At 57.3% G+C, this 18057-nt stretch carries 16 protein-coding genes and 1 pseudogene; 8 read left to right on the top strand and 9 right to left on the bottom strand.

The window, feature by feature from the left end; translation table 11 throughout:
• Positions 1–78 precede the first annotated feature (78 nt).
• Positions 79–225: pseudogene (locus tag AB6729_RS09340) on the top strand (DNA gyrase C-terminal beta-propeller domain-containing protein); the annotation flags it as partial.
• Positions 226–350: 125 nt separating this feature from the next.
• Here AB6729_RS09340 and AB6729_RS09335 read toward each other — a convergent pair.
• From AB6729_RS09335 to poxB, 4 genes are all read right to left on the bottom strand, one after another.
• Positions 351–1013 carry a hypothetical protein gene (locus AB6729_RS09335; protein WP_371081343.1) on the bottom strand — a complete coding sequence of 221 codons (663 nt, stop codon included), beginning with the start codon at positions 1011–1013 and terminating at the stop codon, positions 351–353.
• A 281-nt stretch (positions 1014–1294) separates the two neighbouring features.
• Entirely contained in the window at positions 1295–1960 is a 666-nt protein-coding gene (locus AB6729_RS09330) for a hypothetical protein (RefSeq protein ID WP_371081342.1), read from the bottom strand.
• Positions 1961–2037: 77 nt separating this feature from the next.
• The gene (locus tag AB6729_RS09325; protein WP_371081341.1) at positions 2038–2298 is read right to left on the bottom strand and encodes a hypothetical protein; all 261 of its coding nucleotides are present in this window, start codon (positions 2296–2298) and stop codon (positions 2038–2040) included.
• 419 nt (positions 2299–2717) lie between these two features.
• The gene (poxB, locus tag AB6729_RS09320; RefSeq protein ID WP_371081340.1) at positions 2718–4457 is read right to left on the bottom strand and encodes a ubiquinone-dependent pyruvate dehydrogenase; all 1740 of its coding nucleotides are present in this window, start codon (positions 4455–4457) and stop codon (positions 2718–2720) included.
• 609 nt (positions 4458–5066) lie between these two features.
• On the opposite strand from poxB, the gene AB6729_RS09315 reads away from it, so the two are divergent.
• From AB6729_RS09315 to AB6729_RS09305, 3 genes are all read left to right on the top strand, one after another.
• Complete coding sequence (locus AB6729_RS09315; RefSeq protein WP_371081339.1) at positions 5067–6482, top strand: outer membrane beta-barrel protein; 1416 nt, start codon at positions 5067–5069, stop codon at positions 6480–6482.
• Positions 6483–6629: 147 nt separating this feature from the next.
• Positions 6630–6785: a DUF3309 domain-containing protein gene (locus AB6729_RS09310; protein ID WP_371081338.1), complete on the top strand. Its 156-nt coding sequence runs from the start codon at positions 6630–6632 to the stop codon at positions 6783–6785.
• A gap of 60 nt (positions 6786–6845) precedes the next feature.
• A complete protein-coding gene (locus AB6729_RS09305; RefSeq protein ID WP_371081337.1) occupies positions 6846–7817 on the top strand; it encodes a CHAD domain-containing protein in 972 nt (323 codons plus the stop codon).
• Positions 7818–7857: 40 nt separating this feature from the next.
• On the opposite strand, the gene AB6729_RS09300 is transcribed toward AB6729_RS09305, so the two are convergent.
• Positions 7858–8661, bottom strand: coding sequence for a hypothetical protein (locus AB6729_RS09300; RefSeq protein WP_371081336.1), 804 nt, complete (start codon positions 8659–8661; stop codon positions 7858–7860).
• Between the two features lie 129 nt (positions 8662–8790).
• Here AB6729_RS09300 and AB6729_RS09295 point away from each other — a divergent pair, with 129 nt between their 5' ends.
• On the top strand, positions 8791–10032 hold the full coding sequence (locus AB6729_RS09295) for a Gfo/Idh/MocA family protein (RefSeq protein WP_371081335.1): 1242 nt from the start codon (positions 8791–8793) through the stop codon (positions 10030–10032).
• 42 nt (positions 10033–10074) lie between these two features.
• Entirely contained in the window at positions 10075–10926 is an 852-nt protein-coding gene (locus tag AB6729_RS09290; RefSeq protein ID WP_371081334.1) for a sugar phosphate isomerase/epimerase family protein, read from the top strand.
• A gap of 142 nt (positions 10927–11068) precedes the next feature.
• Here AB6729_RS09290 and AB6729_RS09285 read toward each other — a convergent pair whose 3' ends face one another.
• The gene (locus AB6729_RS09285) at positions 11069–12400 is read right to left on the bottom strand and encodes a Gfo/Idh/MocA family protein (RefSeq protein WP_371081333.1); all 1332 of its coding nucleotides are present in this window, start codon (positions 12398–12400) and stop codon (positions 11069–11071) included.
• A 73-nt stretch (positions 12401–12473) separates the two neighbouring features.
• Here AB6729_RS09285 and AB6729_RS09280 point away from each other — a divergent pair, with 73 nt between their 5' ends.
• Together AB6729_RS09280 and AB6729_RS09275 are read left to right on the top strand one after the other, a co-directional pair.
• Positions 12474–13025 (top strand): regulatory protein RecX, encoded by a 552-nt coding sequence (locus AB6729_RS09280; protein WP_371081332.1) that lies wholly within the window; start codon positions 12474–12476, stop codon positions 13023–13025.
• 19 nt (positions 13026–13044) lie between these two features.
• Positions 13045–13920: a hypothetical protein gene (locus tag AB6729_RS09275; protein WP_371081331.1), complete on the top strand. Its 876-nt coding sequence runs from the start codon at positions 13045–13047 to the stop codon at positions 13918–13920.
• Here AB6729_RS09275 and AB6729_RS09270 read toward each other — a convergent pair.
• The 3 genes from AB6729_RS09270 to AB6729_RS09260 form a co-directional block, all read right to left on the bottom strand.
• On the bottom strand, positions 13875–15044 hold the full coding sequence (locus AB6729_RS09270; RefSeq protein ID WP_371081330.1) for a GGDEF domain-containing protein: 1170 nt from the start codon (positions 15042–15044) through the stop codon (positions 13875–13877). The genes AB6729_RS09275 and AB6729_RS09270 overlap by 46 nt on opposite strands.
• A gap of 140 nt (positions 15045–15184) precedes the next feature.
• Complete coding sequence (locus AB6729_RS09265) at positions 15185–16375, bottom strand: GGDEF domain-containing protein (RefSeq protein WP_371081329.1); 1191 nt, start codon at positions 16373–16375, stop codon at positions 15185–15187.
• Between the two features lie 152 nt (positions 16376–16527).
• Positions 16528–18012, bottom strand: a complete 1485-nt coding sequence (locus AB6729_RS09260; protein ID WP_371081328.1) for an alpha-L-fucosidase — start codon at positions 18010–18012, stop codon at positions 16528–16530.
• Positions 18013–18057: the final 45 nt, after the last annotated feature.

Below are 18057 nucleotides of genomic sequence, written 5' to 3'. Positions count from 1 at the left end.
CACCAATGGTTGGACAACAGGACTGTGGAGGACGTGGCGTCAGAAATCAAGCCGACGTCAAAGACCAGGACCGCCTAAGTCACCAACCAGTTCGGCAAGATCATCCGCATCGACACCAAAAGCATCCGCGCCGCAGGCCGAGCCACCATGGGCGTAAAACTCCTCGACCTCGACGACGCAGACAAGGTAGCCGCTGCCGTAAGAACGAAGAAGAAAAACCGTTAGTGCAGTAATCGAATGGCGCTTCTACAACGAAGGAGGCCGGTGCAACTGCACCGGCCTCCTTCGTTGCCATCAACCGTCTACGAGTCGAAGCAATCGCATTGGCTTAGTTGCAAGTTAGTCAGATATCAATTGGCATATTGGCTTGAAGAGTCAGAGGACTCAGAGTCCGCACCGGCTAGAAATTCTAAGGTCGGTTCTACAGTAGGCCAGTTTTGAGAGTTCCCGCGTCCGCAAATAGCGATCTCATTCTCGGCAGAAATATGAACTGCTAGATTCTTTCCTCGGAGCATTTGCGCTAGTTCGCTAGCTTCCTTTAGAACATTACGCCGCTTCGCTGCCGCCACTTCCCGCGTTGTCACAGCCAGCCAAGCATGCTGAACCGCTCGCATACGTTCCGAAAGGTTTTCGTTGGCAAGTTCCGGAAATTCCTCATTCCTAATGAGTTGATGAAATGAAGCATGAATTGCGTGCTTCCCTAGATCCGGGTGAGGTTGCGCATTCGTTGAATGTGTCACCGTCCGCGCAGGGAGTGCATACACAGCGTCTTGTAGAGAGGCTACTTCTGCCGGCACGTCGATAGTGAATGCCTGTATTGGCGCCGGAAGTTCCTCAGGTGTTCCTCGCTTTACGAAGAAAGCTAAGAAAGCACTTCCACAAAGCGCAACCAGAAGCAGTGCAGGGGCAAAAGCATGCAATGCGCCTTGCCAATCCATAGCAAAGACAGCCAAAGCGGCCACCACTGCGACCGACCACCAGACATAGTCATACGATGTCTTCTTCAGAATCATTTACTGCTGGGCCTTTCCTGGTCTCGCCAACATCCCTGTCCAACCCATTCCCGCCGCGATACCTTGCCGGGCTGTCTGGGGATCAGCGAAGATGATCGCGACCGCTGTACCTATTATGACGAATAACAGCAATTCAAGTTGGCTTCTCGTGTTCTCGCTCAAGTTAAAAGTGCGCATTATGTCACGGGGGACATAATATTTTAGTCCGCCTCGGCCCCAACGACAATACAGAAGCAGAACGCCCATGGCGGTCGCCCCAACTCTCATGAGCCAAAAAATCACTAGGCTTTTTGAATCCATCTTTCCGCAGCCTCAATTTGGTTTCTTAGCTTCTCAAGCTGCTCGATCAGTCTGGACACATCCGATTTCGTCATTTGGAAGAAGCTGTTGCTTCGGCTGAAATCAGTTCTGAGACTAGCAACGATCACGGGAACAAAGAGATCGATTTCGCTACCCTTAAATCGAAGTCGCATGTCAAGCGTGGTTTCAAATGATTTGAACGATGGCAAAATGTCGTTCGCCAAGTCATTCAACTCAGAAGAATGTTTTATGGAACCTTTGTCATCGTGAAGCGACTGGAGAAGCCTTGTCACCACCTCGCGGCATTCGGGATTGGCCAGTCCGGAATCTAGAAGTTCGGTGGCAATCGCATCAGGCTCTTCTTCCCTTGACAGGGTAAGCGCTATGAGCAAGGAAGTTGCAGTCGTCAAGACGTTGGCAACTTCTGGTTCGATTCCGACTTTAGAAGATAGATCTTCGATGTCAACCTCGCCAGACTGGTCGACGCTTTCCTTCATCAAGTCTGCCAGGATCGTCACTTGTTTATCTGTCAGCGAGCCCAAAGCTGTGAAGCCACGCTTGAGATAGGGCTTTATCTGAGCTGGAGCATCAGCAAGGAAATCTTTAAGGGGGGCAGTAATGTCGGCGACTATCGGGAACGAACTCACGTCGAACTCCTAGATCTAAACAACTTAGATTCGAGTATAGGCACTTGTCTAGCAAATCTTAATCACAGCGGTTAGCTTTACAGTACCGTCATAGCAAACGGTCCATCCAAATCCACCGTTGGTTTAGCCAAGACGTTCCATGCGTACTGCATGCCCCAGAACAGGATCAGTAATCCCAGCGCGCCGCTGCCGAGCGACGTGAACAACTCATAAAACGGCAAGATCAGCCCAGGTCGCAGCAGGAAGGCAACGCCGTACAGCCAGCCCCGCTGCTCAGACGTGTCGGCAACCTTCTCGCTGGCCGGTTCCTTCTTCGTTGTATCCGCACTCCGCCTCACATGCGTTTTTCGCCCTCATCCCCAAATGCGCGGCCCACGCAGCACACAGGAGCCAACCGTTCCGCGCCGCGCTCCTCAGCTTCCTGCGGCTGGCCGCGCAGCGACATCTGTCAACCCCGCCGCACGCCTGAAATCAACATAACCCTATCCCCATCAATCACATAACTGGCCAAATTTGTTGGCATGATTGCCCTGCTTGGCTCATTACAATAGAAATAGCCATCTCAGATATTCATGGGGTGAAAATCGCTAAGTCCCATGGATAGACGATTTTACCCGTAACCCCAAAGGGTAGAGGATTTTAGCGGAACTGGCTCCGTAACCCCAATGAAATGACGATTTTGAAAAACAAGGGGGAGGGGGACCCCTCTCCGGAAATGAAACATCAATCGGGCTCACAGCCACGCAAGGCGAGGTAGTTAGTCGCCCAGAATCCTGTCCAGCAGATTTGTCTTCGCCAAATCAACGACCTCATCGCCACGTCCATTGAGCACAGCCTTCGACAGGTAGAGTCCGAATCCCATCGCTTGCTGTGCACTGATCGTCGGCGGCATTGAGAGTGTCCGTCGCGCGGTCAGCACGTCCACCAATGCAGGTCCCGGATAAGCAAATGCCTGGTCCAGGGCGGCACGCAACTGCTCTGGTTGTTCCACGCGAACGCCCAGTAGACCGCAGGCAGTCGCAACAGTCGAGAAGTCAGGATTCCGCAGATCGGTGCCGAATGGCACAATGCCTGCGGCCATCATCTCTGTTTCAACGAACGCAAGCGATTGGTTGTTGAAGACGATGATCTTCACCGGCAGTTTGTTCTGCACTGCGGTCAGCAGTTCTCCCATCAGCATCGCCAGCCCGCCATCGCCAGACATCGATATCACTTGTCGCTCGGGAAACGTCGCCTGCGCACCCAGCGCCTGCGGCAACGCGCACGCCATGGTGCCATGCACCCATGAGCCTATAAGTCGCCGTTTGCCATTGAACTTGAGATAGCGCGCAGCCCAGATGCTTGGCGTACCAACATCCACTGTGAACACAGCATCATCGGTCGCCATTTCGTTCAGCACCTTCGCTACGAACTCCGGATGCAGCGGCGACGACCCCGGCTTGCCCACGGCCAGCTCATCCAGGTCCTTGCGCGTGTCCTTGTAGTGTTCCAGGCAGCTCTTCAAATGCGACGAATTCTTTTTCTTCTTGTCCAGCAGTGGCAGCAGCGCCTCGATGGTTTCCTTCACTGTGCCGATGAGACCAACGTCCACAGTCGTGCGCCGACCGATCTGTTCGCCGCGCACGTCTACCTGAATCTTCTTTGCACCCTCTGGATAGAACTGCGTATAGGGAAAATCCGTACCCAGTGCAAGCATCGCGTCGCAACGCTTCATCGCGCGATAGCCCGACGAAAAGCCCAGCAACCCGGTCATGCCAACGTCGTAAGGATTGTCGTATTCCACGAACTCTTTGCCGCGCAGCGCATGCACAATCGGTGCCTGCAACTGCTCTGCCAGCGCCAACAGTTCCTTATGGGCACCTTTGCATCCGGCACCGGCCAGGATCGTAACGCGCCGGGCATGGAGCAGAATCTCGGCAGCCTTCTCCAGACTCTCCTCGCCTGGAACCACACGCGCATCATTCCGGCTGAAGCCCAGCGCGTGTGCTGCAGCCGTGGCCTCTGCCAACGCAATGTTGCCCGGCAGCACCACCACTGCCACGCCACGCTGCGCAATCGCCGTGCGCATGGCAATACCCAGCACCCGCGGCAATTGGTCTGCCTCATTTACCTCGCCAATGTAGTGGCTGCACTCTTTGAACAGGTGCGTTGGCGAAGTCTCCTGAAAATACCCCGTCCCGATTTCGATTGTTGGTATCTGCGCGGCCAGCGCCAGCACCGGAACACGGCTGCGGTGCGCATCGTAAAGCCCATTGATAAAGTGCAGATTGCCGGGGCCGCAGCTTCCCGCGCAAACGGTGATCTCGCCCGTCAGATGCGCTTCAGCGCCCGCGGCAAAGGCTGCGGCTTCCTCGTTCCGCACATGCACCCATTGAATGTCGTTGCGCTTGCGGATGGTATCGGTGACCGCATTCAGCGAGTCCCCCGGTAGACCATACACGCGTTTCACACCCACTTGGACAAGAGTCTCAATCAGAACTTCTGCTACGGTCGCCATGCAGTTTTCACCTGCACGGTTGGATGCAGAGTCCGGGCTCTGTTTGTGTTCCTGGTGATGGCTAAAGACTGCAACTTCGCGTCGTGTCTGAAGAATGCCGCGGCTTGACCGCAGCAAACACTGTCAACCCCTCAGCTATCTGCTGAGCTGAACAACCCCAGCAGAAACAGTCATTTAAGTCCCTGATTTGTTGGCATGTTTCCTTCTCCGGCGAACTACTCTGGAAGAAGGGCATTCCATTCCACCACCTCCACCATCGTCCGGCGTTAAGTCTTTTGGAAAGAGGATTTTGCCCCTAACCCCAATCAAAAGACGATTTTAATGGGCCCGTAGACGTAACTCCAATAGAAAGACGATTTTGCAAGAACAGGGGGAGGGGGGGAGGGGCCATCACCGCACAGCCTCCTGGACACTGATTGCGATCCTGCTCCTTTCACCTCCTGGTTGCCTGCGAGGCATGTTGACGGTAGGAAGGATAGTTAACAATCCAAATCGTTTGACACGTTCTCGGATCGTCTTGCTGACCTACAAAATCCTTTACGAATTCCTGATGCCTTCTTTACAGATTTCCTACAGCCTCTCGCTCTCTACTCAAGAGTGAGGAAAACGATGCGTTTCGTAGCTTATTCATTGTTCACACTTGCTCTCACAGTTCCGGCTCAGCTTTACTCGCAGGTTCAATCCTCCGGACAGCAACCGGACCGCAACTTCTTCCAGCGTCTTGGCGATGCGTACTGGCAGGACTGGCATCCTTCGCCCGCTGCGGCATCTGCTCCCGCGCCCGCGCGCCGTGGTTATCCGGCGCCATTGGACTCACCCCCATTTCCCTCCAGTGATTACTCCGTTGGGGGAACGCCTGTCATCGGCGCGCCGGACACGCAGACCTACAGCCTGATGCAGGCCATCAACCAGAACCGCTCGCGTATCAAGGTCTACGGCTGGCTGAATGGCGGCTTCAACGTCTCCACCTCCAACAAGGGCGACGGCGCAAACGCTCCGGCCGCGTACTATTACAGCCCCAACCGCATCACCGCCGACCAGGCCGTGCTGTACATTGAGCGCCTGCCGGACACAGTGCAGACGGACCATGTCGACTGGGGTTTCCGCGTTGCCCAGCTCTACGGTCAGGACTATCGCTTCACCACCGCCAAGGGCATCCTGTCGCAGCAGCTACTGGCGCGCAACCACCAGAACGGCTACGACCCCGTCATGGTCTACGTCGACCTCTACATCCCCAAAGTCGCCAAGGGGATGAACATCCGGATGGGCCGCTACATCTCGCTGCCCGACATCGAGGCCCAGCTCGCCCCGAACAACTACACCTACTCGCACTCACTGCTCTATGGGGTCGACCCCTACACTCAGACCGGCATCATAGCCAGCATCAAGCTCTCCGACCACTGGCTGGTGCAGGCTGGGCTATCCGCAGGCAACGACGTGGCGCCGTGGACCAAGGATGCCAAGCCTACCCTGACGGCCTGCGTGAATTACACGTGGCACAAGGGCGGCGATGCACTCTATACCTGCGCCAACTCCGTCAACGACGGCAAGTATGCGTACAACAACGTGCAGGGTTACTACGAGACCTGGTACCACCGCATCAATGCCACCTGGCATACCGATACCGAGACATGGTTCATGTACGAGCGTCAGGTGCCGAACATTGGCGGGAACGTGGCGAACCCGCTACCCACAGAGACAGGGGCAAACGGTGCCTTCTGCTCCGCGGGCGAACGTACCTGTTTCGCACCGGAGGTAGCAGTGGTGAATTACCTGGAGCATGAGTTCAGCGCGCATCGGTATCTCTCCATCCGCAATGAGTTCCTTGACGACATCAAAGGTCAGCGAACCGGCTTTGCAACAAAGTATTCTGAACACCTGGTGAGTTACGGCATGTGGATCGGGTCAACGGTTCTCTTCCGTCCGGAAGTGCGTCTGGAACACTCCTACGATCTGGCCGCCTATGACCTGGGGACCAAGCACACGCAGTTCATCGTTGCAGGTGATCTCACCTATCACTTCTAAAAGGTTGCTCATCTCGCAGGACAGAATGCCGGGTACGTCATCTCAGCCCGCCGCTTGGAACAATCCGGCATTCTGATACACCCTGTTGCATCAACGTGCATCTCAACCCGCAACTTTGCTTTACGAAAATTGCTCTGAGGTGACGCAATGTTGATCGTTCTTCTGATTGTTCTGCTTCTGATTTTCGGAGGCGGTGGCTACTACATGGGCCCCGGCATTGGGTATTACGGTGGCGGCGGCATCAGTTTGATTTTGTTGCTGGTGATTCTGTGGCTGCTGTTTGGATCGAACCGCGACGTTTAAATCTATAGCGGTTCGCGTTTCGAACAGGGCTGAATCCGTGCCTGGAATGGGCGGAAAGAGATGCGTCTGTGCCAGCTTACGCATCTCATAGTAACGATGCCGGTTACTACGCGAACGAATACGACGCGCCTGCAACCAGTCAAGGCGTTGAAGGAACAGGTCGTTGCTCTGGATGCGGCGCTACTGGTTGCCATCACGTCCACAGAAGTGGGCGCAGTCCACAGGCTGCGAACAACCACGCGTCGTGTGCAGGCGCATCTGGAGTTGTTGGAACTGCTGGGCCACGGCGATCATCCCATGCGTCTGCCCGAACACCGTTCTGAAGCCCAGGCGGTGATGCAGCGTTTGCGGCGCATCCGCCGTGCCGCAGGTGAGGTGCGTGATCTGGATGTGCAGACCAGCATGATTGCGCTGGATGCACCGCAGAAGGCTGCCGTACACAGTGGCAGTACGGGCGATGCGGTGCGCAGGCAGGCAAAGAAGTTGCGCAAACATCTGGAGGCGCAGCGCGAGGGCGAAGCGAAAAAGCTGGTGGCGGTGCTGAAGGATGAAGAGCAGGATCTGGCGGCCTCTCTGCGCGAACTGGAACAGACGATCAAGCCTGCCCGTCGTCGCGCCTTAGCTCCAGCCGCACTGTTGGAACATGCAGAGGAGTTCTTTGTCGCGCGCGTGAAGCCTGTATTGCGTGCGCAGCGTCCGCGCAAAGGCGAGGATGAGCACACGCAGTTGCAGCGGCGACTGGAACGGTTGGATGAAGATACGCTCCATGCCATTCGCAAGGCAGCGAAACTGTGCCGTTACATGGTGGAGATAGCACCGGAAGGAACACCGGTTCGCGCGGCTGCGGAGCGATTTGAGGCGGTGCAGGAGGCCGGTGGCCACTGGCATGACTGGCTGCTGCTGCAGCAACTGTCGATGAACTTCCACGGGCGCAAGGCTGAGCTGACGCATCGCTATGAGATACACACGAACGCAGCGCTGGCTGACTATCGTTTGCGGCTGTCCGAACTGCTACCAAAGTTAACGGCGTAATGTCGATCGACATTACGCCGTGTGGTGCATCACGGATGCGTTATTGCTTTGGCGGTTCGCTCTGCTGTTTCTCCGGCTTGCTCTCGTTGGTGATGTCCTGGCCGTTGTAGATGATGCGCGCTGACGAGCGATAACGGCGGTAGTCGGTGTACTTCACCGTGTTACGCATGTGAATGTCGTTGGCCGGGCCATCTTTGCTGGCGGCAAAGTGTACGGTGCCATCGGCGCGCGTGTAAGTGGGGAACCAGTTCACCGTATCCACCTGTTCGTAATACGTGGTGAAGGGGATGGAGAAGTGGCCGTGCTTGATGTCGTCAGGCACGTTCTTGCCATTGATCATCACAATCTCCAGATCCTTCTGATCGACCCAGACGCGGCCTTCGAAGTAACGATGCTTGAAGTCAGCATTCGTCGGACTGGCGTCGAAGACATACGTGTCCAGTTCGTCCACCTTCTGTTTGCCCACGTACTTCACGTCGTAGTTCGGCAGGTCTTCCGTGGTCAGCACCAGCGGGATGCGCTTTGCCACGTCTTCCAGGTCATACGCGTCCAGGATCACGCGTTCCAGGGTGTTCTGCGGAGCGAAGACGACGGTCTCGTTGCGCTTACCGTCTTTATCAAAACCGATGTCCGTCACCTGACGATACTCGCCGTCGGGCTTGCCGTTGTCGTCGTTGATGCTCTGCATCACGACGGATTGGCGGAAGGTATAGTTGTCGCGAGCCTTCACGAACTGCGATTCCTTCTTGCCCATCTCTGCAATGATCTGTTCCGGCGTCATGCCGGTGGGCTGCGAGGTATCCAGTTTGCCCAGGCCGCTCTGCGCGCCTGCGGTGGTCGCCATTAAGAGCCCTGCTATTACACCTGCCAACACGTACCGCATTCGCACACCACTCCTCATCTTTGTATAGTTTGACGTGGACGGACCACTACTGGCGTACTTTGTTGCGCCGGTGTAACGTGGATACGTCTTTTGGCACGGTATCTACCCTGGAGTGAATACAAAGTGAGTGCGAACGAGTCTGTCAATCGTCGTGAATTTTTCCGTCGCGCAGGCGCGATGGGAATGCTGGGAGCCATGTCGGACGTAATGGCATTCGCTGAAGGCGGCCAGTCGAATGTGCAGCACGAAGTGGTGCCGAAACAAGAGGTTCCGGCTTCCGCTGAGAGCATCAACTTCGCCGTTTGCGGCATGAGCCATGACCACATCTACGGCATGGTAGGCGCGATCATTCGCGGCGGCGGCAAGCTGGTGGCATGGCATGGTGCAGAGCCGAATAAGGTTGCACGGTTTGCCAAAGCCTTTCCCAATGTGAAGCAGGCGCACAGCGAAGAAGAGATTCTGAACGACAAGAGCATTCAGCTTGTACTGAGCAGCACTATTGCGAATGAGCGTGCGCCGCTGGGCATCCGCGCCATGAAGGCAGGCAAAGACTTCCTTTCGGACAAGCCGGGTGCCACCACGCTGGAGCAGGTGGAAGCCATCCGCAAAACGGTGAAGGAAACCGGCCGCATCTACGCCATCCTGTACAGCGAACTGCTGGAAGTAAAAGCCGCTGTGTACGCGGGCGAACTCGTGAAGCAGGGCAAGATTGGTCGCGTGATCCAGACCATCAACATTGCGCCGCACCAGATCGTGCAGGGCGGAGCGACGAATGCGGGCAACGGTGGCGCTGATCCGCGTCCGGACTGGTTCTGGGTACCGGAGCAGTACGGCGGCATCCTGTGCGATATCGGCTCACACCAGGTGGAGCAGTTTCTCTATTACACCGGCTCTACATCGGCAGAGGTTGTCGAGTCGCAGATCAGCAACATTGCGCATCCGGAACATCCCAAGTTTCAGGACTTCGGTGACATGGTGCTGCGCGGCGATAAGGGCTTCGGCTATGTGCGCCTCGACTGGTTCACGCCGGATGGGCTGGGAACGTGGGGCGATGGCCGCCTCTTCATCCTGGGCACCAAGGGCTACATCGAAGTGCGCAAGTACACCAATGTGGGCGTGAACAAGGCAGGCAACAACCTGTTCATGGTCAACGGCACAGAGCAGAAATTTATCGACTGCAACAATGTCGATCTGCCGTTCGGTCGCCAGTTTGTTTCGGACGTGGTGCATCGCACGCACACCGCGCAGGATCAGGCGCAGGCGTTGCTTGCTGCGGAACTGGTGGTGCGCGCGCAGAAACAGGCGAAGTGGGTCAAGTTGGATCAGGCATAGATTTTTCCAGAAACCGAAAGTTGTTAGTTAGGAGAACGAATCATGTCGCATCGTACGTTTACGCGTCGCACCGCTCTCAAAGGGCTTGGTCTTGCTGCAGCGACGTCCGCAACACCGCGTTTTCTTTCCGCAATGGCGCCGAAGCCTTCGCCCATCCGGCTGGGCATTGCCAGCTATACCTTCCGCGAGTTCAAGCAGCCACAACAGCTTGTGGACTTCATGCACCAGCTGAACCTGAAGAACATCAACCTGAAGGATTTTCACCTGCCTATGGGACCGCTGGATGAGGTGAAGAAGAATGCCGACTGGTATCGCAGCCAGGGCCTTGTGATCACTGGCGGTGGCACCATCTACTTCCAGAAGGATGAGGACGAGGACATCAAGGCGAAGTTTGACTATGCCAAGGCTGCGGGCTTCCCGATCATTATCGGAGCACCCTCGCATGCGGCTCTGGAACGTGTGGCAAGCTTTGTGAAGAAGTACGACATCAAGCTGGCCATCCACAATCACGGACCGGAAGACAAGGAATGGCCATCGCCACAGGACATTCTCGCGAAGATCGGCAAGCTGGATAAGCGTGTGGGCTTCTGCGTGGACGTAGGTCACACGATGCGCGCAGGCAAGGATGTCCCCGAGACGATCAAGGAAGTCGGCTCGCGCCTCTACTGCATCCACATGAAGGATCTGGCCGAGAAGGACAAGAAGGACAGCCAGGTAGCCGTGGGCGAAGGCATTATGCCGGTGAAGCAAATCTTCGAAACGCTGATCAAAATCAAGTATCAGGGCTGCGTCGATCTGGAATATGAGATCAACGGCAAGGACCCGATGCCGGGCGTGACCAAGAGCATCGCTTACGAGCGCAAGGTGCTGGAAGAGATGGGATACTCGGCGTAATCCGATATCCCCGAAGAAAACAACAGCCGCTGGTCAATGCCAGCGGCTGTTGCTTTTCACCTTACGATATGACTGATGGAAGCGTCATCCTCAACAAAACGGCCCGGCTTTCGCCGGGCCGTTTCAATACAGCAAGTGACAGTTAGACCGTCGGCTCCCAGCCTTTTTCGTAGGTGCGTTTGCGCTTTGCCGTTGCGGCGGGGTCGTTGACGAAGGTGCCCGTCTCCGGGTTCACCTTCAGTTCCTTCTTCAGGTCATAAGCCACGTTGGCCATCAGCAGCGTGCCCACGGAGCGTGCCGCATCTTCAATCGGCTGGTCCTGCTTCGTGCTGCTGTCCTTGATGCAGTCGAGCCAGTTCTTGAAGTGGACGTCGGTCATGCTGTCGCGGCCCACGGTGTCCATGCTGCTGGTCTTGCCAGCCTTGGGCACCTTCCACTCCTTCACGGTCTTGCCCTTCAGGTCGTGGATTTCGTAGCCGTCGCGATCAATGATGACGGTGCCTTCCGTGCCAACCACGGCGGTGCCACGATCACGTCCCCAGTAACGGAGATGGTTGCAGCAGAGGCACTCCCACTCGATCAGCTTGTTGTCGTATTCGAAGCTGGCGTTGAGGGTGTCATAAAATTCCCAATCGTCCTTGAAGTGATAGCGACCACCCGATACGGAGACGCGCTGCGGATACTTCACATCCAGGAACCAGCGCGCAACGTCGAGTTCATGAGTGCCATTGTTCAGAGCCTCACCTGTGCCCCAGACGTGGAACCAGTGCCAGTTGTACGGGTGAATGTTGTCCTTGTACGCCTGGCGCGGAGCCGGTCCCTGCCACAGGTTCCAGTCGAGCGTGTCCGGCACGGGAATGGGCTTGCCCACGCCAATGCTCTTGCGCTCGTTGGTGTACCAGGTCTTGGCGTAGTACGCGCGACCGATCAGGTTGCCACCCCGTACCTGCTCCACCATGTCACGCGTGTAGTCAGAGGAGTGCTGCTGGTTGCCCATCACGACGACCTTGCCGTACTTCTTCTGCGCGGCGATCAGCAACTCAGTCTCGTGGAGGTTCTGGCTGCAGGGCTTTTCGACGTAGACGTGCTTGCCTGCCTTCAGGCCGTAGATGGCCAGCGGCGTGTGCCAGTGGTCAGGCGTGGCAATGGTGATGGCGTCCACATCCTTCTGCTCCAGCGTCTTGCGGAAGTCCTTGTCTGCCTTGGGCGCAACACCGAAATCCTTCTCGGTGGCGGCGGCATACTTGGCCAGGATCTTGGAATCCACGTCGACGACATGCGTGATGTTGACGGCGGACTGGTTTGTCTTCAGGCTGCTCAGGTGCGCGTAGGCGCGGCTGTTGAGGCCGATCACCGCCACGTTCACTCGGTCATTGGAGCCCAGAATGCGTGCATAGCTGTTTGCGGTGGTGGTGAAAGCAAGACCGGCGGCAGTGGCGACGGCGTTGCGGGAAAATTCGCGGCGCGTGAGCATAATTTCTCCTTGCGGATGCCCATTTTATACACAGAGTCCCCCAATGGTCATACCACTTGCTAATCTTTCTTTCATGGCATTCGGACGTCAACGTGGCACACGCCCACCGCTGGACCGGGATCGGTTGATGGAGTACGCGCTGAAATCGCTTGGCGCACGGATGCAAAGTGTTCGCGACCTGCGCCGCAAGCTGTCCGATCGGGCTGAACCGGGGCCGTCCGGGGCGGAAGCGGTGGACTGGGTGCTGGCAAAGCTGCAGGAGCTGCGCTACCTCTCCGACGATCGTTTTGCAGCGGATTTCACGCGGCTGCGACAGGAGAATCGGAGCTTCGGACGGCGACGTGTGCAGCAGGATCTGCAGGCCAAGGGGATTGCGTCAGAAGTAATTCAAACCACGCTGGATGAGGCCTACGAAGGCGTGGATGAACAGGCACTGGTGCGGCAGCATCTGGAACGGCGACGCATCGCCACGCCGACGGATGAAAAAAGTACAGCGCGTGTTCTGCGCCGGTTAACGGCAGCGGGCTTTTCTTCTAAGGCGATCTTTGCGGTGCTGCGAAGTTTGAAGAGCGGCGAAGAAGCTCTGGACCGTGCCGAAGCGGATGCCTCGGACGATCTGGCCTGAGCTGCATCCAAGCAGAAGGATGCAGCCCTCCACCATCATCGCGATTGACTGGTCAGGACGTGTGGACACGGCCGGACAGCGCCGTCACATTGTTGCCGCAACATGGCGCGAAGGAAAGGTACGGGTGGAGAGCGGCAGAACCCGCGACGAGATTGCGGAATGGCTGATTTCACAGGCGAAGAAAGATCCTGCAATGGTGGTGGGGTTCGACTTCTGCTTCAGCTTTCCCGCGTGGTTCCTGCGCGAGGTGGGTGTCACCACTGCGCCGGAGTTCTGGCATGTGGTGGCAGAGCACGGTGAGCGATGGCTGTCGCGCGAGAACGAAGACCGCCGCTTCTGGGGCAAACCTCACAAACGTCCCGCGGACTTCAGCGGCGAGCAGTTACATCGGATGCTGCGCGCAACAGACATTGATTGCAAGCTGGCAGCGCACATTCCTGAGGAGGAGCGGGCGCTGCGTGTGAAAGGCATTACGCCGAAGTCCGTGTTTCAGATCGGCGGCTCGGGTTCGGTAGGGACGGCCTCATTGCGCGGCATGAAGACATTGCAACGACTGCATGAAGCTGGTTTTCGCATATGGCCGTTTGACCGCCCCAGGGCAGGTGAGCCGCTGGTGGTGGAGATGTATTCGCGGTTGAACACCGGCCCCGTACACAAATCGAACATGGTGGCGCGATCTGCGTATCTGGCGCGCAAGCGTAAGGAAGATGCGGCGTATTCACGGCTGGGGCCAACAGCGATGGCACAGGCGAAGGCCAGCGAAGACGCGTTTGATGCTCTGATTTCCTGCATGGTGATGGCGCAACATCGAGAGTTGTTTTACAGCCTCAGGCAGCCGCGCGATCCCGCTTATGCGTTGGAAGGATGGACGTGGGCGCCGCCTTCTGCGCGCTGATCTTTCAAAAGCATTGCGGCTTCCTGGCTGCGGCTGATCTGCTTCTCGCGATAGAGGAGGATGTCGCTGGCGTGCAGAAGGTCTTGCACCGTCATGTCATGTTTGGAACAGGTGGTCACCCCGATACTGACCTGGATGCGAAAAGGCGTGTCGTCCACGGCGAGCAATCTGCATTCAGCAACGCCCTGCCGGATCTGGTTCGCGATCCATTCAGCGTTGTCTTCGCCGTATTCGGGCAGTAGAACGAAGAACTCATCGCCGCCGTGCCGGGTAATGACAGCATCGGTCGGGCGGAGCATGGATTGCAGAACCTCCGCCACGGCCCGCAGCGCTGCGTCGCCCGCGGCATGGCCCATGGCGTCGTTAATCTCCTTGAAGCGGTCGATATCCATCATCAGGGCGGAGCAGGATTTGTCCAGGCGAATGCACCGCTGCAATTCGCGGTGCGCCACCACCTCCAGCGCACGCCGGTTCAGCAGTCCAGTCAGGGGGTCAGTCATGGCAAGGCGTTCCATTTCGTGGCGGGAACGCAGGGCCTCCATGCCCAGGAAGCTGCCACCTAATCCCACCACGATGGTCATGCCCGCATAGGTCAGCCAGCGTTCATGGGAAGCATCCATAAGGATGTCGTCACTGCGCAGCGCAAAGACCACAATATGCAGAAACAGAAAGAGGGCCATGGCGATATTCGCCAGTCGCGTGGGGCTGTCCTTGTGGCGCAACAGAAACCAGATGTTTCCTGCCTGCATGAACGGGATGGAAAGAATGGCCGGCGCACGTCGCAGGATCCAGTCGGGGAACATGATGTTCAGAATGACAGTCCACAGGAAGCAGACTGTGGCGATGCCGGCCATCCATGGAAGCGTCCGGCGCGTGCTCTGCCGTGTGGCAGAGCCTATGGCAACGTGCAAAAGGGAAGGTGTGGCAACGAAGAGGATGATGCCAATCCAGTGAAGCACGTTCGAAGTGGTGCTCAGGGCCACCAGACCTGCGCCGCCGCAGCAACAGCTTGCGGCAATCCAGTATGCGGAACGATCGATCTTTTGCGTCTGGATTGCGCGATAAAGCATCGCCACAGCAAAACCCGTGGAGAGGAGCAGCAAACCGTACATGCGGTAGATCAATAGGCTTTCCATGGGGAGACAGACCAGGAGGGAGCAGGCAAAGAAGCAAGGCTGCACAGTACAACCGCTCTATCTTCCGGCCCGTCAGGGAAAAGTGTCAATCGTATGGTTTGTTACTTCTGCTTATGAGACGCGTTAGGCTACGCGTTGTAAGGCTGTGCGCGGCGTGGAATGGTCACAGCGACAGGTTGCGGCTTCATTTCGGAGGTGGTTTCCGAGCGCGAGGCCTGCTTTTCGCGGTAGAGCATGACGTCGCTGCCGTGGAGCAGTTCTTCCAGCGTAGCGTTCTGTCCGCGCAGGGTGATGCAGCCAATGCTGGCGGTGATGGTGAATTCCACTTCGCTCATGGTCTTCAAGTGCAGTGCGCTGATGGCTGACTTCAGTCTCATTACGATTTCGCCCGCATGAGTTTCATCGCAGTCTGGCAGCAGAACGAAGAACTCGTCGCCACCAAGACGTGTGGCGATATCGGTAAGACGCAGTGTCTTCAGCAGCGTGTCCGCGACAGCACATAGAGAAGCGTCGCCCGCGGCATGGCCCAGACCATCATTGATCTGCTTGAAGCGGTCCACATCCATCATGAGCGCGGAGCACGGCAGATCACGGCGGCGGGCACGTTCCAGCTCGCGGATGGCAAACACGTCCAGGGCGCGCCGATTGAACAGGCCTGTCAGCGGATCGGTCATAGCCGTGCGCTCCAGCTCGGCATGCATCCGCAGATTGCCAACCCACAGGTAGCTGAGAGCCAGGCCCGCGATGGTAATGATGCCGCTCCAGGCGTACCACGCATCCGCGACATGATACTTCCAGGCCAAGCCGATGCGGACAAAGTTTGGCAGCGCCTGCAGGATGAAACACGCGACCATGGCCCGCATGGCAGGGCGGATGATTTCGTCCTTGTTCCGCAAAATCAGGTCGACGCAGGCTAAGTACATAACCGCGACAATGGGAACGGCCTCAATGGTTCGAAGCAATACGTTGGGCTGCCACCACGTGTAGTAGGCGTAATTTATCAGCGTAGCTGCGTTCAGCAGCAGCAGCAGAATGAAATAGTCATGCTTCTGGTCGGTGGTTTTGGCAAGGGCCCGGTTTGTCAGCGGACCGAACATCAGGAACAGCCCGTTGCCACACAGGATGCTGAAAATAGCAGGGATAAAGTCGCGATATGCCTGCAGCCCAAGCCCCAGTCCGGCGCAGAAATAGGCTGCGGCAAACCACGCGGCACCTTTGTCGCGGCGGTTTCGTGACTGAAAATACGAGGACGCAAAAATGACGCCGCCCAAAAAGAGCAGCAGACCGGCCTGCACCGTGAATAATGTCCGTCGGTCCATGCGTTCAAAGGCGGCAGAAATACTGTCGTCACGAAGCCGCGAAAAACGCCGCCCCGAATACAGACAGGCAGAGGGCACAGTGTAGCACTTCAACAATGCAACAATCTGCCGAGATTCCGCGGCATTGCCCGGCATTTCAAACTTCGGGCGAGCTATTCCCGATTCAGGAAACAGCCCCATTCACTCAGCGCAACGGGCGCCGCACAGCGAACGCTCAACCGAACTTCGCTTGCCTGAACAGGCGCTTCCAGCCGCACAATGCGACAGTTGCCAATGCTTTCACCCGAGGCCACCCGCACCCACGGCCCGCTGCCGTCGCGAATCTCCAACTGGAATTCGCGCACGCGCTGACCAAGGGCGATCTCTTCCCGCAGGCGGAACAGGTTGAACTCCGTTCTGTTCGCGAACTTCGCTGTGACAGAGCCATCCAGCGTGCTGTCGGTGGTGCTCCAGTAGCTGTCCGCCAGGCTGTCCACCAGCTTCGCCGGGGAATAGCCAGCTGACCGCACGTTCGACGCCGTCAGCTTCGCGCCGCGCAGCAGGTTGGTGGCGAATATCTTCTGAACGCGAGCTGCAAACGCGTACAGCACATCCGCGTCCGCATCGGCGATCAGGCCACGCGTATCTGGCGGGATATTGAGCAATAACCCCGCACCGCGGCCCACGGACTTCTCATAAATATCGAGTAGCGTCTCGGCAGATTTCGGCTTCTCTTCCGGGTGATAGAACCAGCCCTTGCGGATGGAGACATCGCACTCCGCCGGAATCCACTCTTTGCCATCCGCAGAACCCGCGCCAGAGAGCTTGGTGTCCACATCGCCCGGAACGGCCGTGGCGTCATGATGCTCGCTAAGCAGAGTGACCGTGCTCCAGCAATTTTCGGCGGCAATGCCACGTTCATTACCCACCCAGCGAATGTCCGGACCGGCATCGCTGAAGATCACGGCATGGGGTTGCAGCTTGCGCACCAGTGCCCAGGTTTCTTCCCAGCCGTAGTACGTGTGCTTGTCGATGGTGCGCTTTTCGCGCGCACCGCCATAATAGCCATCGCCACCGTTCGCGCCGTCGAACCACACTTCGAAGATGGGGCCGTACTGCGTCAACAACTCGGTGATCTGCTGGCGATAAACCTTCAGGTATTCGGGCTTGCCATATGCGGCGTTGTTCCGGTCCCACGGCGACACGTAGACGCCAAACTTCAGCCCATGCTTCTTCGCCGCAGCGGAGATGTCGCGGACAATGTCGCCCTTGCCGTTCTGGAACTTACTCTTGCTGATGTTGTGATCGGTGGCCTTGGTGGGCCACAGGCAGAAGCCGTCATGGTGCTTGCAGGTCAGAATCACGCCCTTGATGCCGCCTTGCTTCAGCGTCAGCAGGATGCTGTCTGCGTTGAACTCGGTGGGGTTAAAGATGTTGGGGTCTTCGTCGCCCAGCCCCCACTCGCGCCCGGTAAAGGTGTTCACGGTGAAGTGCAGGAATGCGGTGGTTTCCATCCGCTGCCAACGGAGTTGGCGCAGCGTCGGCATAGGCCCAAACTTTGCAGGCGCGCCGGTGCCTTTCGTCTGCGTTGCGGCTGTTATGCCGGTTGCCAATGCACTGCCTACAAACATCCGCCGCGATAGTTCCATGAAAGCCATCAACTCCTGTTGTTGCCTTCATCGTATGACATGCAGTTGAGTGGT

The organism is Terriglobus sp. RCC_193 (genome assembly GCF_041355105.1).
Taxonomy (GTDB): Bacteria; Acidobacteriota; Terriglobia; order Terriglobales; family Acidobacteriaceae; genus Terriglobus.
The sequence above is the reverse complement of the archived record's forward strand: the minus strand, read 5'-3'. Positions and strand labels throughout refer to the sequence as shown.